Source organism: Gallaecimonas xiamenensis 3-C-1 (genome assembly GCF_000299915.1).
GTDB lineage: Bacteria > Pseudomonadota > Gammaproteobacteria > Enterobacterales > Gallaecimonadaceae > Gallaecimonas > Gallaecimonas xiamenensis.
Genome location: NZ_AMRI01000001.1, coordinates 45,789 through 61,658, shown reverse-complemented (window position 1 = coordinate 61,658; position 15,870 = coordinate 45,789). Strand labels below are relative to the sequence as shown.

Below are 15,870 nucleotides of genomic sequence, written 5' to 3'. Positions count from 1 at the left end.
GTTAGCTCCGTTAACCCTGTCAGTGCGCAGTCTGTTTGCGGGCGCGGCGACGTTCCACCAGTTTGCGGATCACCACGTAGAACACCGGGGTCAGCATCAGGCCGAACAGGGTCACCCCTATCATCCCCGAGAACACCGCGACCCCCATGGCCTGGCGCATTTCGGCGCCGGCGCCGCTGGAGATCACCAAGGGCACTACCCCCATGATGAAAGCCATGGACGTCATCAGGATGGGGCGCAGGCGCAGGCGGCAGGCTTCCAGTACCGCCTCGACGATACCCTGGCCGTGGTGCTCTTCCTGCTCCTTGGCAAATTCGACGATGAGGATGGCGTTCTTACAGGCCAAGCCCACCAGCACGATAAGGCCTATCTGGGTGAAGATGTTGTTATCCCCTCCTTGCAGCATCACCCCCAGCATGGCGCTAAGCAGCGTCATGGGGACGATAAGGATGATGGCCAGCGGCAGCGACCAGCTCTCGTACTGGGCCGCCAGTACCAGCAGCACCAACAGGATAACCAAGGGGAACACCAGGTAGCTGGTGTTGCCGGCCAGGATCTGCTGGTAGGTCAGCTCGGTCCACTCGAAGGTCATGCCGTTGGGCAGGTTCTGCGCCAGCAGCTTCTCGATGGCCGCCTGGGCCTGGCCGCTGCTGAACCCCGGCGCCGGGCCACCGTTGATCTCGGCGGTGGGATAGCCGTTGTAGTGCATCACCCGGTCCGGGCCGGCGGTCTGGCTCAGGGTCACGAAGCTGCCCAGGGGCACCATGTCACCCTTGTCGTTACGCACCTTGAACTGGCGGATGCGCTCTGGGTCCTGGCGAAACTCGGGGCCGGCCTGGGCGCTGACCTGGTAGGTACGGCCAAAGCGGTTGAAGTCATTGACATAAAGCGAGCCCAGGTAGACCTGCAGGGTGTCGAAGATGCTGGGCAGGGCGACCCCATGGGTCATGGCCTTTTCCCTGTCCACGTCCACGTCCAGTTGCGGCACGCTCACCTGGAAGCTGGAGAACACCCCGGCCAGTTCCGGCGTCTGCCAGGCCTGCTGCACTATGCCCTGGGTCTGCTTGTAGAGCTCCTCAAAGCCCAGGCTGCCTCTGTCTTCCACCTGCAGGCGAAAGCCCCCTATGGTACCCAGGCCCTGCACCGGCGGCGGCGGGAAGATGGCGATATAGGCTTCTTTTATCTGAGCGAACTCGGCGTTGAGCTGGGCAGCGATGGCCGCCGCCGACAGGCTGGGATCGGTCCGCTCGGCAAAGGGCTTGAGCGGGGTAAAGACGATGCCGCTGTTGGGGCTGTTGGTAAAGCCGTTGATGGACAGGCCAGGGAAGGCTACCGAGTTGGCGACCCCGGGGTGCTTCATGGCGATCTCGCTCATCTTGCGAATAACCGCCTCGGTGCGGTCCAAGGTGGCGGCGTCCGGCAACTGGGCAAAGGCCACCAGGTACTGTTTGTCCTGGGCCGGCACGAAACCGGTGGGCACCTTGTTGAAGCTGTAGCCGGTCAGGGCCAACAGGCCGCCGTACACCACCAGGGTGATGGCGCTGCCACGGATAAGCTTGCGCACCCCGAACACATAGCTGCCCGACGCCTTGTTGAAAAAGCGGTTAAAGGGGCGGAACAGCCAGCCAAACAGGGCGTCGATGATGCGGGTCAGCCTGTCCTTTGGGGCGCCGTGGGGCTTTAACAGGATGGCCGCCAGGGCCGGGCTCAAGGTCAGGGAGTTAAAGGCCGAGATAAAGGTGGAAATGGCAATTGTCAGGGCGAACTGGCGGTAGAACTGGCCGGTCAACCCGGAGATAAAGGCGGTAGGCACAAAGACCGCCGCCAGCACCAGGGCGGTGGCGATAATGGGGCCAGTGACCTCGCGCATGGCCTGCTGGGTGGCCTCCAAGGGCCCCTTGCCAAGGGCGATGTTGCGCTCCACGTTCTCCACCACCACTATGGCGTCGTCCACGACGATGCCTATGGCCAGCACCATGCCAAAGAGGCTAAGGGCGTTTAGGGAGAAGCCGAACAGGTACATCACCGCGAAGGTACCCACCAGGGACACGGGCACTGCCACCAGGGGAATGATGGAGGCGCGCCAGGTCTGCAGGAACAGCACCACCACCAGCACCACCAGTACTATGGCTTCCAAGAGGGTGTGGGCTACCGCTTCGATGGAGCCGCGCACGAACACCGTCGGGTCGTAGACGATGTCGTAGTCCACCCCTTCGGGGAAGTCTCTCTTCAGCTCGGCCATCTTGGCGCGCACCGCATCGGAAATGGCGATGGCGTTGGAGCCGGGGCGCTGGAAGATGGGAATGGCCACCGCTTCTTTGTTGTCCAGCAAGGAGCGCAGGGCATAGAAGTCGGCGCCAAGGGCCACGTGGCCGATGTCGCGGATGCGGGTAATTTCGCCGTCGTCACCGACCTTGACCACGATATTGGCAAACTCTTCCTCGTCGGTGAGGCGGCCTTTGACGTTGATCAGGATCTGAAAATCCGAGGCGCTGGCCTTGGGCGGCGCCCCCAGAGAGCCGGCGGCCACCTGGCGGTTTTGGGCGCGCACCGCATTGACCACGTCGGTGGCAGTCAAGCCCCTTGCGGCAATCTTGTCCGGGTCCAGCCAGATACGCATGGCATAGTCACCGGCGCCAAACAGCCGCACGTCCCCTACCCCGTCGATGCGGGCCAGCTCGTCCTTGACGTTAAGGAGCGCAAAGTTGGACAGGTAGAGCATGTCATAGCGGTTGTTGGGGGAGGTAAGGTGCACCACCATGGTCAAGTCAGGTGACGACTTCTCCGACACCACCCCCAGGCGCTGCACTTCTTCAGGCAGGCGCGGCAGGGCCCTGGCCACCCGGTTTTGTACCGCCACCTGGGCATCGTCCAGGTCGGTCCCCAGGCCGAAGGTGACGGTTAGGGTCATGCGGCCGTCGGCGGTGGACTGGGAGGACATGTAGAGCATGCCTTCCACGCCGTTGATGGCCTGCTCCAGCGGCGTGGCCACGGTTTCCCCTATGACCTTGGGGTTGGCGCCCGGGTAGTTGGCGGTAACCACCACAGTGGGGGGCACCACCTCGGGGTATTCGCTGATGGGCAGCTTGAACACGGCCAGCAGGCCCGCAATCAAGAGCATCAGCGACAGCACCGCCGCGAAGATGGGTCTTTTAATGAAAAACTGGGAAAAGTTCACTCAAAGTCTCCTTAACGGGCCGCCAGGGCACTGTCGTGGCCGGCGCCACGGTCAGGTACCTGCTGGCTGACCTGGGCACGCTGGGCCAGCAGTGCCAATTGCTGTTCAGAGGCCATGGGTTCGGTCTGGGCCGCCACCGTCATACCTGGGCGCACCCGCTGCAGGCCGTTGATGACGATGGTGTCGGCGGCGCTCAGGCCGTCACGGACGATGCGAAGGCCCCCTTCCAGGCGCGGCCCCAGGGTCAGCTCCCGGTATTGCAGCTGCTGCTGGTCATTCACCACCAACACGAATTTCTTACCCAGGTCGGTGCCTATGGCCTTGTCCTGAATAAGCAGCGCCGGGTAGGTGTTGCTGGCCACCAGCTTGAGGCGGGCAAAGAGGCCGGGGGTAAGGCGGCCATCTTCATTGCTGAACACGGCCCGGGCACGGATGGTGCCGGTCTGGGGGTTGACCTGGTTGTCCAGGAAATCCACATGGCCGCTAAAGGGAAAATCGTCCTGATTGGACAGGCCCATCAGCACCTGTTGGTTCTGATCACGGCTGCCTTGGCGCAGCCCTTGGCGGGCCAACTCGTTGTACTTGAGGAACACCTGCTCGTCGGCGTCGAAGTAGGCATAGATGGCGTCGGTGGACACCAGGGTAGTGAGCAGGCTGTCACCGGCACTCACCAGGTTGCCCTGGGTAATGTAGGCGCGGGAGACCCGCCCGGACACGGGGGCACGCACCTGGGTGTATTCCAGGTTGAGGCGAGCCGCATCCAGGGCCGCTTCGGTGGCCAGTACCTGGGCGTCGGCCGCCATGGCGGTGGTTTGGCGGGCGTCGGCTTCTTCGGTGGCAATGGCACGGCTGCCCCGCAGGCGCTCGGCCCTGGCCGCTTCAGCCCGGGCCTGGCGCGCCTGGGCCTGGGCCCGTTGCAGCTCGGCCTGCAAACGTTTGACTTCGGCGGCGAAAGGGCGAGGATCGATCTGGAACAACAGATCGCCCTTTTGCACCAGGCTGCCCTCGTTAAAGGCGACCTTGTCGATAAAGCCCGACACCCGGGGACGGATCTGCACCTGCTGGGGTGCCTCAAGGCGGCCGGTGAATTGGTCCCATTCGTTGATGGGGGTCTGCAGCACCTTGGCTACGGTAACGGCCGGCGCCTGGGCGCCAGCTGGCGGCTGCTGCGCCTGGGGCGAACAGCCCGCCATGACCAGCAGGGTAATGAGGGCAAGGGAGGGGAAAGCTTTCATGGTTCGCACTCCAGGGAAACGTGATTAAGGTCACGTATTCTTGCGGTGCAAACCCATTACGTCTAATTTATATATTGAATATCAAACATAGATTCTGGTGATGTTATGAAACAACTGGACCTGAACCTGCTGGTGATTTTTGACGCTATCATGCGCGAGGGCTCGGTATCCAGGGCCGCCAACCACCTGGCCATGACCCAACCGGCGGTGTCCAACGCCATCTCGAGGATGCGGGTCAGCTTTGGCGACCCGGTGTTCGTCAAAGACGGCCGGGGCGTGGTGCCTACCCCCTTTGCCCAGGGCCTGTGGCAGCAGACCCGCCAGCACCTCCAGTCCCTCAAAGACGCCGTGGATCCCCAGCCCTTTGATCCGGTCAGTACCCGCCAGGCTTTCAGGCTGGGGGTGGCCGATCTGATGGTGGATATTTACTGGAGCCGGCTGCGCCAGCGGGTGGAAAAGGAGGCCCCAGGGGTCGATATCATCGCCGTACCCTTCACCACCAACAGCATGGAGTCCATGCTGCTCAATGCCGAGGTGGATTTCACCCTGGCCCAGGCCAGCCCCAATATGGCACCTCAGCTGCGGCACATGCACCTGTTCGACTCCTATTACGCCTGCGCCATGGGCAACCACCATCCTTTGGCCCAAAAACCCCTGGGACTGGATGACTTCATCAAGGCAGACCATCTGATGGTGTCACTGTCGGGAGATGCCCAGGGCATAGTGGACTGCCTGCTGTCCGACCAGAAGCTGGAAAGGCGGGTGGCCATGACCACCAACCACTTCTCGGCGGTGCCCAAGCTCCTCAAGGAAAGCAGCCTCATTGCCACCCTGCCGTTCGGGGCCATCTTCGAGTACAGCCAATGCGGCGAGCTGTTCGTGACCAAGCCCCCCATAGAGATCCCCATCAAACCCGTCTCGCTGATATGGCATGAGCGTAACGAGCGTAACCCCGGCCACCGCTGGCTCAGGGAGGCCTTGGCGGACATTACCCAGCAGCTCAGGGACGACAATCCCCTGCCCCAGTGCCTGCTGGCTAGCTGACAAGGATGCCGAGGTGCTTTAAGATGTCCTTGCAAATCAAGGAGTCGCGCAATGTTATACGTGGTGATGTTGGGGGGAAGACACCCCAAGGCCAAGATCGAAGTACACGACGTGGTGTTTGCCGTCGCTGACGAATTCGAAGGGACCTTCGAACAGCTGCGCCAACAGTGGTTTGGCAGCCCCAAGGGTCTGCATATCGACTCCTGGCTGACGGTGGATGGCATAGACAACTACCAGGTGCGCCTGGGGGATCAGGCGCCGGGCGAGGATGACCTGCGGCTGTTTTTCCTCAACCTGGGAGGCTACGAAGACGGCAGCTTCGGCGAAGCCCACCAATACCTGCTGGTGGTGGCCAAGGACAAAGCCGAAGCCAAGCAGATAGGCAAGACCCGTATCGCCAGCCACTGGGACAAGCCCCACACCGACGCCCTACTGGACGTGGACGACTGTATTCCCATCGATTGTATCGACGGTCGTTATGTCCAACTGCACCAGGGGCCCCACAACGGCACGCTGCAGCAAAGCGACTACATCATATTGTCTTGAATGCCATGAAGAAGGCCCCATCAGGGGCCTTTTTTGCGGCTATTTATCCGAATACGGTCACCGTTTGTCGCGACAGTGCCACCAGGCGTCCTTCGGCGTCCCAGAGCCTGGCCTGGGTGACGGCGTAACCGTCACCGGCCTGCTCCACCTCGGCCAGGTACTGCCACCAATGCTGGCCGCTAAGGGCCGGCAAAGGTTCGATGAATTCCAGTGTCCAGGTCAGGCTGGAAGCCGGCGCCGGCGCCGCCAGCATGGGCAGCACCGCCGGCGGCCAGGCGTCGATAAGGGCCAGCAGGTGGCCCACCGTCACCGCTTCCGGTGCCTCGTGAAAACGCACCCAGCCACCCAACTGGGTGCTGCTGGCCCCCGAGAAAGGCAAGGCACCGGCGGCGATGCGGTAGTCGAAGAACTGGGTAAACTCCGGGATCACCCCAGGCACCTTGGGCATGGGCTGGCACTGCTCCGGTGCGGGAAAAGCCGGCGCTGCGGCTGGGCTCACCACGACGCTGGACGCCCGGCCTTCCCCAAAGCTGGCCTGGGCCGCCAACACCACTGACTCACCCTGCCAGGCTCGGCCCTCCACCTGGGTGACCGAGCGGCCGGCACGCAGTATGGACGCGGTCATTTCCACTTTGCCCGGCACCGCCGGACCCACAAAGGAGAAGGACAGGGAGCGCAAGCTGCCCTGGGCCGCCTTGCTGGCCAGTTTTTCGTAAAGCATGGCGGCCACCAGGCCACCGAAGGTAGCCCTACCCTGGCTCCAGCCCTCTGGGATCTGCAGGGGCTGCATTCCTTGGCGCCAGGCCTGTTGTAAAAGATTGAATGCCATGGACATTGCTTCCATTACCAGTCGAGAGCCCACTCTAGCACGGCCAGCTGCATCCCCGCCTCTCCTTTCAAAGCCGGTTATTCCAGGGGCGTCCAGGCGTCTTGCCAGGCACTGCCGTCAGGAGGACCGTAGTAGTCTGGGGCCAGGTTGCACCAGCCGCTGAAGGGGAAGGGTTTGCACTGATAGCGCTTGTTGTCGCTGCCCAGTACCAGGGTACCGGCCTGGTAGCTGCCAAGGCCTTGGGGATAGACATAGTCGTAGTCGCCGCTGGCCTGCACGATGAAAGTCCATTGCTGACTATCACCCCCCTCCCCCTGCAGGCTCAGCTGGTATTGGCCTGTCTCTGCCAGCAGGTAAGCCTGGTCCAGGCTGGCGCCGGCAGTCAGGGACAGGGGCCATTGGGCCAAGATGCTGCCGTCCCGGCTCAGCAGCAACTGCCCTTGCCAGCCGTTACTGCTGGCAAGGGTCAGCGCCAGGTTGTCCCCTTGCTGATACTGGCTGGCCAAACCGCTCAGCGTCACCGATGCCGGCGCCTTTTTCAGATCCAGGGCATGGCTGAAGGCACCGTCACTGAGCCATACCTTGTTGGCCAGGGGCTGAGCACTGTCGAAGCGGATATCCTCCCCTTCCTTGACCCCCAGCTTAAGCCATTGCCCAAAGCCGCCGTTAAGGCGCTGGGCCAGCTCCGCCGTCCAACTGGCAAGGGCCTGGTTGGCCTGGGTGATGGCCAGTTTCTCAAAGACCAGCTCTGCCCCGTCGTGGTCAAAGAGCCGAAACCAGATGACGTCCCCCGGGCCTGGGGCTGGGTCTTGGGCCAGAAGATAGCCGCCGTCGGTCCAAGTCACCGGGTTGTCCTCTCCCAGGATCTGGATATCCGAGCAGTTGTAAAACCCCTCACCGGCTGCATCGTCCCGTTGCCAGCGGGTGTAGAGCACGGCGCCGCCACTGCGACCGGCAGGCAGGGTCAGGCTGAGGCGATAGTATTTCTCGCCGCCCAAGGTGACGGGACTTAGGTTATCCGCCTCACCGATAAGCTCCAGATCGGCCCAGGTCAACGGCTGCTGGGCGGCGTTGAAGCCAGGCTTACTGAGGTAGAACTGCCAATAGCTGGGATTATGGGTGGCGGTGGCCCGGAACAGATAGTCAAAAGCCTGGCCCGCAGCCAGGGACGTTTTTTGCCAATGGCCAGACGGCAGATCCAAGCCGGCTTTGGCACTGTCGCCGGCGCTGCACAGGCTACCGTCCTTGACCACCGCCTGAACGGCGGCCAGGTCCCAGTACTGGGCCACATTGGCGGACAGTTCGTTGAGTTGGGTAAAGGGATAGGCGCCGCTTTGCACGAAGGCGGCACGGCAGGCGGCATTGGGAATGGCCGAGCCGTCCGGTGGCGACCAATAGCCCCCGTCGTCATGGCAGATGGCCTGGCGGGCCTTGGGGTAGCTGACCCAGCCGTGGCCCTGGGCCAAGGCCGGTAACAGGCACAGCAGTGCCAGGGAAAGAAGGCGCTTCATGGAACTGTCCTTGTGTGACGGATAGATACCAAAGATGTAGACAGCGCTGTCATTCCTTGCCAGGGCAGATGTCACACTACTGAACAAAATGCCGCCAATAGTCAGGCCGATTTGAGGGGGTGCGGCAGCAGAACGCCGTTGCTATGATGGCGGCCTTGCACAAAGGAGCCAGATAATGTCCAAGAAAGTCTATTGCATTGCCAGTTTCAAGCCCAAAACCGGCAAGGAAAAGGAACTGTTCCGGGTGCTGCAAGCCTTGGAAGCCGACACCCTGCGTGAAGACGGCTGCATTCAATACAAGGTGACCCGCCATATCCCCAGCCCCTTTGCCGGTGGCCAGAGCTTTCCCTTGGTGTTTAACGAGATCTGGGCCGATATGGCCAGCTTCGAAGCCCACTGCCAGCGCAGCGCCATCGCCGCCTTCTTCGAGGCCCATTGCCTGGCCGAAGACGGCCTGGTGGCCGAGCATAACGTCTGTATCTACAGCGATGAACCGGAAGACTTCGACGCCCCCGTGCTGGGCTAAGGCCCAATAAAAAACGCCGCATTTGCGGCGCTTTTTATCAGGCGGCGAAGGCGTTTTTGCGTTCGAAGTAAAAAGCCACCATCTTGTCCATCTCGGTCTGGTCGTAAGGTACCAGCCCTGACAGCAACATGATCTTCTCGCCGCAGCCCACCACCTTGCCTTCTTCTACAAAATCAAAGCGCAGATGGGCTGTACCCCTTTTGCCGTCCACGTCCAGGCTGGCGCCGGAAAAGACGATATCGGGGGCCTTAAGGTCAACGGTTTTCAGATCCACCGTCATGCTCTGGTACATCACCAGGGGCCGGGCCGGGTTCACCATCACCGCTTTTTCCTTCATCAGCGGCACCAGGATCGGCGGGAAGTTCTGGCCGGAAAAATGCACGTAACGGCGCACCAGGTGTTCGATAAGGGCCATGTCATGGTTCTTGTCCCCGGCATAGGCCATATCCAGGTATTCCTTACCGGCGGCATCCAGGATGCGGCCATGGCCGTCCTGGCTCTCTAGGTGCAGGGTCAGGTCGCTGCCCACCATGCCAGAAAAGGTGCAGCACATGCGCTGGTGCAGGCCGATGCGACTGACCAGCATGGCGAAAAGGAGATCACCGGGCACGCAAAAACGCTTGGCGTCTTCGTCGTGAATGGGGTTGAAGTCGGCGGCAACCCCCTTGGCAAAGCGGCTGGCCTGGGCCCGGCTAAAGGCGAAACCATCCGGCTTATCTTGGTGATAATCTTTCAAAAACATATGCTTATGTCAAAACCTCTTACAGGAATGGCGCTAGTCTACCCCTTAAGTCTGGCAAAGATGGTCCAGCCAGCTGGAAGGTAAGACCACTGAACATCTTAGCCTTATCCATTAGCCAGATGGCTAGTTTACTTTCATCTGTGATGAAGACATGATGGTGATTGAGTCTGGAAAGGACCAAACTCAGCTTCAGCCTGTGGGCTGGAAAAGTGTTAAGCCGGCTTGCCGGCCTCAATTGGAAAGAGAGTCATGTCAAATCAAGTGAAAGGTACCGTTAAGTGGTTCAATGACGAGAAGGGTTTCGGGTTCATTGAGCAAGAAGGCGGTAAAGACGTATTCGTACACTTCAGTGCCATTAACGGTAATGGTCGTCGCACCCTGAGTGAAGGCCAGCAAGTGACCATGGTGGTAACCCAGGGTCAGAAAGGCCCACAAGCGGAAAACGTGACCCCTGTTTAAGGGCCAGCCTGACGCTTGTATCTTCCGGCGCCCAAGGGCGCCGGTATTGTTTCAGGCCCCATCCGGCCGCACCCGTATAAAACGGGCAAAGCGTGGCTTACCGGCAAGGCTCAAATCCTGGTAGGCAAAGGTCACCCTGGCCCCCACCTTGGGCGGGGAGCGCCGCTCGTCGTCGCTAAAGCCGCTGCCCAGTTTAAAGCGCACGCCATTGTCCAGCTCCAACAACAGCGCCCCCATCATGCCCTGGTACTTGCCCTTGCCGGGTAATATCGCCAGCACTGTCCCTTCCATGTCCTGGGCTTTTTTCAGCTTGATAAGGCTTGGTGAACGTCCGCTTTGGTAGAGGGCATCGCCCCGGTGCAGCATCAGCCCTTCCCCACCTTGGGCTATCACCTGGTCCAGGCGGGCAAAAAGGGCCTCTTCGCTGGCCACCTTGAATTGGGGGATGACCGCCAGCCAAGGCAGGTGCTGCTTGGCCACCAGCTGTTCCATGGCCTTGAGCCTGTCGTCAAAAGGGCCGGGGTGACCGGGCAGGTCAAAGAGCATGTAACGGACTTGCTGCCAGGCTGCGTCGTCTGGCTGGGTGTCCAGCACTATGGCGCTAAGGGCCTGGAAATGGCCTCGCCCCAGCCACAGCTCACCGTCCAAAGGCTGGGGCGGCAATGCCCGGGTAAACCAGGCCGGGGCCGCCAGGGGTTTGCCGCTTTTACTCAACAGCGCCTTGCCGTCCCAGCGGCCACGGATGCCGTCCAGTTTTTCGCTGACCCAATAGGCCTTGAGATCAAGGCCCCCCTGGTAAGGGGTGGCCAATAAAGGCGCCTTGGCCCCAAGGGGCGAGGCGAACAGCAGCAATGCGAGCAGCCAGGTTTTCATGGTCCAGTCCTTGGTCCCGGGGAGTACCTAACTACAGACCAAGGCCCGGGCTAAGGCAAGTTGCCCTGGCTCAAAGGCCCCTTTGCCACTCGGCCCTAAGCGGCACCAGGCCGTCCCTGGCGCTGGCAATCTGCGCCAACAACGCTGCCTTGTCACGGCCCAGGGTGCCCTTTAGCACCAGGTAGTTGGAGGCATGGTCGGAGCGGAAAATGGTGCTGTTAAGGTCCAGCTCCCCCAGCAGCCAGCCCTGCTCGGCGATGAGATCCTCCACCGCCAAGGGGGTAAAACGGCCGTCAAAACCGGCCACCACCCTGTCCATACCCAGGGGAAAGGACACCACCAGGGTGGACAGATATTCCGGCTGGGTGGCGTTCATCAGCCGCGCCGAGTTCAGGGCGTGCTGCTGGGAGCGCTCCTTACCGCCCATGCCGTTTAAAATCATCACCGAGCGCTTGATACCGGCCTGCCCCAGTTTGAGCAGGGCTGCTTTGGAGCTCTCGAAAGTCTCGCCCTTATTGATCCCCGCCAGTACCTCATCGTCTCCGCTTTCGCAGCCCACATAGACCAGGGTCAGCCCCAGCTCGGCCAGCAGGCGCAGTTCCTCGACGCTTTTGTTTTTCAGGTTACGGGGCAGGCAGTAACTGCTGATGCGGCGCACCCCGGGCAGGTGCTCGCGGATCAGCCGGCAAATGGCCTCCAGGCGACGCATGGGCAGGGTCATGGCGTCACCGTCGGCCAGGAACACCTTGGTCACGCTCACCCCGGTGGCGGCCACCGCCTTGATTTCTGCTTCCAGCTCCTCGAGCTTTCTGGCACGAAACTTCTTCTGGGGCGCCGTGTACATGTCGCAGAAAGTGCACTGGTTGTAGCTACAGCCGTTGGTGACCTGCAGGATCAGCGATTGCCATTCGGAGGGAGGCCGGAACACCGGCTGGATATAGGGCAGGTTGAACATTGCGTACTTAACTGGTCTTATGAGTTAAGGATACCTTCCCATAATTGCGACAAGGAGGCCAGATGCTGGACCTGTTACCGGACCTTTGCGATCACCATGGCGACCAGCTGGAACTGGTGGAAGCGCCGCTGCTGGATCTGGGGGGCACCGCCATTTTTTTCGGCCAGGTGGTGACCGTCAAATGCTTTGAGGACAACTCCAGGGTCAAGGAGTTGCTGGCCACCCCAGGCCAGGGCCGGGTGCTGGTGGTGGATGGCGGGGCCTCCCTTGCCAAGGCGCTGATGGGGGACTTGATTGCCCAAAGCGCCGTGGACAACGGCTGGGCCGGGGTGGTTATCTTCGGCGCCATCCGTGACGCCGGCGCCATAGCCCAGATGCCCCTGGGGGTTAAGGCCCTGGGCTGCACCCCCTTTAAGACCGACCGCAAGGGCCAGGGGCTGGCCGAGGTAGCGCTGAAATGTGGTGGCGTCCATATCCGCCCCGGCCAATGGCTCTATGCCGACAAAAACGGCGTGGTACTAAGCGACGCTCGGCTGCACTGAGCGCTTTTTCAGCTCGCGGCTATAGCGCCAGGCCATGGCCCATAGCCAGGCGGCGCCGATGGGAATGGTCCAAAAGGCCACCGTCAGGGGCGCATAGTTGGCCCAAAGGCCAGTACCGAAAGACGCCAACTGCACCCCTATGGATGAACCGATAACGCACAAGCCCGACAATACCGGGCCCTTGTCGCTGTCGATATCCATGGCCGACGACAGCATCAGGGGGAACAGGCCTCCCAGCCCCAATCCCACCAGCAAATTACCCAGGGACATCCACTGGGGGTGGGCTGTCAGTTTGATGGTAAAGGCCCCCACCACCATGATGCTGGCCAGTATCACCATCAGCCGGTGCGGGCTGAACCAGTGCAGCAACAGGGCAAAACCCAGGCGGCTGAGCACCATGCCGGCGGTAAAGAAGGCAAATATGATTCGGGCCTGGTCACCGTCAAAGCCCCGGCCATTTTGGGCATAGCTGATAAACCAGTTGCCGTTGCCAAACTCCACGGCCCCGTAGCCCAAACCTGCCAGGGCCAGGAACAGGAATACCGGCTGCTTGATCACTTCGCCATAAGACAGGCTTTTTTTAAGCTGGGGTTCGGCCAGGGGAGCCAGTTTTTTGCCCCGGCGGGCGGTATGCCAGGCATAACCGGCCAGCAGCAACAAGCCCAGGGCCAACAGCCGCAGCGGCCAGCGCCAGTCGTGCTCCCAAAGGTACAAGGCGGAGATATAAAAGGGCGCGGCCAGGGTGCCCAGGCTGAACATAAAGTCCATCAAGCCCATCATCGCCGAGCGCCGGGCCACATGCAGCCGCGCTATCAGGGTGTGGCCTATGGTGAAAAGGCTGGAGCTGACAATGCCGATGGCAAAGGCCCCGGCCAACAGCCAGGGCCAGCTTTGCACCATGGACAACGCCAGCAACAGCAGCGTTACCACCACCGACAAGCCGGAAAACAGTGACAAAAAGTCGAATTTCTGCACGTATTTGCCGCCCACAAAGGCGCCGACAATCATGCCGAGGGAGATCAGGGTGAAAAAGGCCCCGCTGACCACTTCATTCATGGCCAGGGTCTGGGCCAGGTCGGGCAACAAAATGCCCCAGAGGATGAACACCATCCCCAACAAGAAAAAGCCGATAAAGATAACGGCGGTAGCGGCACTGCGGTTCATAGCGACTCCTCAACAACGCAGCGCATTGTACGGACTCTTGATGACGCCCAACAGACCGCAGCCGTGAACAAAAAGCACAAAACCCCAGGTCCTCTACCTTAACGGGGTTGCTCAAGCTGCTGGCGCAGGGCTCTGAGTTGTTCCGACTGGCCAAAAAGTTCGGCAAAGGCGTCCAGGCTCAGGCCGGCCTTGTTGGGTTTGTCCTCACAGGCCTGTCGGTAGAGGCGCTTGGCAATGCCCCACTCCCCCTTGACCATGGCGCCCATCAGCGCCGTGTTGCCCCTTTTGTCGCGAAGGCAGGCATCGGCCTGATGAGCCAGCAGGCTGGCCACCGCCTCGCTGTTGCCGTTGTAGGCTGCAATCATCAGCGCCGTGTAGCTTTGGGGGTCACGCAGGTCCACCGGAAAGCCGGCCTCAAGAAATTCCTCCAATACCGCCACCTGGTTGCTGCGAGCAGCGGCGAAGTAATACTGGGCCAGGCTTTCCCCTTCGCTTTGGGCGGCAGCACCGAAGCTTGCCAGCAGGCACAGGCTGGCTATTAACACACGCATGGCGTCTCCTTAAAAAGCCGGGGCTGGCCCCGGCTTTGGATCATTACAGGCTGGCGGCCAGGGTCTTGACCTTGGCCAGGTCGCCCTTGACGGCTTGGGTCAGGCGGCTGCCGTAGTCGGCGTCGGCCTTGTAGAAGTAGCTCAGCATGACATGCTGGGTGCCAGCGTCTTTAACCTTCGCCAGATCCCCGGCCAGGGCCTCAACCAGGTAACCTTGACGGACCTTGCTCAGGCTGCGGTAGAAGGCACCGGCCTGGCTGAAGTTGTCCTGTTTCTTGATGGCCAGCTGCTGCACTGTACCGGCCAGGGCCGTCTGCACCGCCTTGTAGCGGCCGTCTTCGGCATAAGGCAGGCGGCGGCTGGGCTGGTAGTTGACGTCGCCGGCACCGGTGGCCATGTTCATGGCCCCTTCCTGGTTGTGATTCAGCACCTTGACCCTGGCCTGGTTGATGGGCAACTGGCTGTTGTTGGCCCCCAGACGATAGAGCTGGGTGTCGGCGTAGCTGAAGATACGTCCCTGCAGCAGGCGGTCTTCAGAGGGCTCTATGCCGGGGATCAGGTTGGACGGGGCAAAGGCGGCCTGCTCGGTGGCGGCAAAGAAATTGTCCGGCACCTTGTTCAGGGTCATGGTGCCCACCTTGATGGCTTTCACACCCGGCCATTCCTTGGTGGCGTCCAGGGGATTGAAGCTGAAGTCGTTCAGTTGTTCGGGTTTGAGCAGCTGTACGTAAAGGTCCCACTTGGGGTACTGGCCCTGGTTGATGGCCTGGTAAAGGTCGTTGGTGAGGTGATTGAAATCATTCCCCTGGACCTTGGCCGCCTCGCTGGGGCTCAGCCCCTTGACCCCTTGCTGGCTACGCCAGTTGAACTTGACGTAATGCACCTGGCCTTGGGCATTGATCCACTTGTAGGCATGCACGCCGTTACCGTCCATCTGCCGGTAGGAAGCCGGGATCCCCAGGTCGGAATAGACCCAGGTCAGCATGTTGGTAGCGCCCGGTTCATGGGAGAAAAAGTCGAAAAAGCGGTTGGGATCCTGGACATTGGTCACAGGAGACGGCTTGAGGCTGTGCACCATGTCCGGGAACTTCATGGCGTCGCGGATAAAGAAGATTGGCAGGTTGTTGCCGACCAGATCCCAATTGCCCTGATCGGTATAGAACTTGGTGGCAAAACCTCTAGGGTCGCGCAGGGTCTCGGGGGACCCTTTGGGGTGGATCACCGTTGAGAAACGCACAAACACCGGCGTCTGTTTACCGGCCTCGGCAAAAGGCGTAGCCATGGTCAGGGCGGAAAAGTCGCCGCTGGCAACGAAGTTACCGAAGGCGCCGGTACCACGGGCATGCACCACCCGCTCCGGGATCCGCTCTCGGGCAAAACGCTGCAGTTTCTGCACCAGGTGCACGTCTTGCAGCAGCACAGAGCCATTGGCACCGGCAGTGGTGGAATTCTGGTTGTCCCCTATGGGGGCCCCGTTGTCGCGGGTCATGGTCTCGGCCTGGACACCCAGGCTCAATACCAGCAGGGTAGACGCAGCAAACTTGATTGAGCGCATTCTTTCCTCCGTGGGCAGTTGTTATGTCAAGTTGCCCGCAGAGTGTAGAGAGGGAGTTTTGATAGGTTCTAACAATCAAAAGCGATTCGAAAAATCGCTTTTGCCAATTACAAGTTAATTAAGCTTTGCTAACAACAACTTGCTAAGTCATTGTATTTAA

General features: G+C 60.9%; 15 protein-coding genes. 5 read left to right on the top strand and 10 right to left on the bottom strand.

Annotation, left to right across the window (positions count from 1 at the left end; translation table 11 throughout):
• Positions 1-19: 19 nt before the first annotated feature.
• Both B3C1_RS00335 and B3C1_RS00330 read right to left on the bottom strand, forming a co-directional pair.
• Positions 20-3,178 (bottom strand): efflux RND transporter permease subunit, encoded by a 3,159-nt coding sequence (locus B3C1_RS00335; protein WP_008482133.1) that lies wholly within the window; start codon positions 3,176-3,178, stop codon positions 20-22.
• Positions 3,179-3,189: 11 nt separating this feature from the next.
• Positions 3,190-4,413: an efflux RND transporter periplasmic adaptor subunit gene (locus tag B3C1_RS00330; RefSeq protein WP_008482132.1), complete on the bottom strand. Its 1,224-nt coding sequence runs from the start codon at positions 4,411-4,413 to the stop codon at positions 3,190-3,192.
• A gap of 105 nt (positions 4,414-4,518) precedes the next feature.
• Between B3C1_RS00330 and B3C1_RS00325 the strand changes: the two genes are divergently transcribed.
• Complete coding sequence (locus B3C1_RS00325; RefSeq protein WP_008482131.1) at positions 4,519-5,457, top strand: LysR family transcriptional regulator; 939 nt, start codon at positions 4,519-4,521, stop codon at positions 5,455-5,457.
• Positions 5,458-5,508: 51 nt separating this feature from the next.
• Positions 5,509-6,003, top strand: coding sequence for a DUF1543 domain-containing protein (locus tag B3C1_RS00320; RefSeq protein WP_008482130.1), 495 nt, complete (start codon positions 5,509-5,511; stop codon positions 6,001-6,003).
• A gap of 43 nt (positions 6,004-6,046) precedes the next feature.
• Here B3C1_RS00320 and B3C1_RS00315 read toward each other — a convergent pair whose 3' ends face one another.
• Together B3C1_RS00315 and B3C1_RS00310 are read right to left on the bottom strand one after the other, a co-directional pair.
• Positions 6,047-6,832 carry a thioesterase family protein gene (locus B3C1_RS00315; RefSeq protein ID WP_035480683.1) on the bottom strand — a complete coding sequence of 262 codons (786 nt, stop codon included), beginning with the start codon at positions 6,830-6,832 and terminating at the stop codon, positions 6,047-6,049.
• 77 nt (positions 6,833-6,909) lie between these two features.
• On the bottom strand, positions 6,910-8,343 hold the full coding sequence (locus B3C1_RS00310; protein WP_008482126.1) for a lytic polysaccharide monooxygenase: 1,434 nt from the start codon (positions 8,341-8,343) through the stop codon (positions 6,910-6,912).
• A 175-nt stretch (positions 8,344-8,518) separates the two neighbouring features.
• Here B3C1_RS00310 and B3C1_RS00305 point away from each other — a divergent pair, with 175 nt between their 5' ends.
• Entirely contained in the window at positions 8,519-8,869 is a 351-nt protein-coding gene (locus B3C1_RS00305; RefSeq protein WP_008482125.1) for a putative quinol monooxygenase, read from the top strand.
• 37 nt (positions 8,870-8,906) lie between these two features.
• Here B3C1_RS00305 and B3C1_RS00300 read toward each other — a convergent pair whose 3' ends face one another.
• A complete protein-coding gene (locus B3C1_RS00300) occupies positions 8,907-9,611 on the bottom strand; it encodes a DUF3581 family protein (RefSeq protein WP_008482124.1) in 705 nt (234 codons plus the stop codon).
• A 249-nt stretch (positions 9,612-9,860) separates the two neighbouring features.
• Between B3C1_RS00300 and B3C1_RS00295 the strand changes: the two genes are divergently transcribed.
• Positions 9,861-10,070: a cold-shock protein gene (locus B3C1_RS00295; RefSeq protein WP_008482123.1), complete on the top strand. Its 210-nt coding sequence runs from the start codon at positions 9,861-9,863 to the stop codon at positions 10,068-10,070.
• A gap of 51 nt (positions 10,071-10,121) precedes the next feature.
• Here B3C1_RS00295 and B3C1_RS00290 read toward each other — a convergent pair whose 3' ends face one another.
• The gene (locus B3C1_RS00290; protein ID WP_008482122.1) at positions 10,122-10,943 is read right to left on the bottom strand and encodes a DNA ligase; all 822 of its coding nucleotides are present in this window, start codon (positions 10,941-10,943) and stop codon (positions 10,122-10,124) included.
• A gap of 70 nt (positions 10,944-11,013) precedes the next feature.
• Complete coding sequence (locus tag B3C1_RS00285; protein WP_008482121.1) at positions 11,014-11,898, bottom strand: radical SAM protein; 885 nt, start codon at positions 11,896-11,898, stop codon at positions 11,014-11,016.
• A gap of 62 nt (positions 11,899-11,960) precedes the next feature.
• Between B3C1_RS00285 and B3C1_RS00280 the strand changes: the two genes are divergently transcribed.
• Positions 11,961-12,440: a putative 4-hydroxy-4-methyl-2-oxoglutarate aldolase gene (locus tag B3C1_RS00280; protein WP_008482120.1), complete on the top strand. Its 480-nt coding sequence runs from the start codon at positions 11,961-11,963 to the stop codon at positions 12,438-12,440.
• Here the strand turns inward: B3C1_RS00280 and B3C1_RS00275 are convergent.
• The 3 genes from B3C1_RS00275 to katE1 form a co-directional block, all read right to left on the bottom strand.
• Positions 12,417-13,604, bottom strand: a complete 1,188-nt coding sequence (locus tag B3C1_RS00275; protein WP_008482118.1) for an MFS transporter — start codon at positions 13,602-13,604, stop codon at positions 12,417-12,419. The two genes, B3C1_RS00280 and B3C1_RS00275, sit on opposite strands and share 24 nt — an antisense overlap.
• A gap of 98 nt (positions 13,605-13,702) precedes the next feature.
• Entirely contained in the window at positions 13,703-14,155 is a 453-nt protein-coding gene (locus B3C1_RS00270; RefSeq protein WP_008482117.1) for an ankyrin repeat domain-containing protein, read from the bottom strand.
• Between the two features lie 43 nt (positions 14,156-14,198).
• Complete coding sequence (katE1, locus tag B3C1_RS00265; RefSeq protein ID WP_008482116.1) at positions 14,199-15,710, bottom strand: catalase KatE1; 1,512 nt, start codon at positions 15,708-15,710, stop codon at positions 14,199-14,201.
• Positions 15,711-15,870 lie beyond the last annotated feature (160 nt).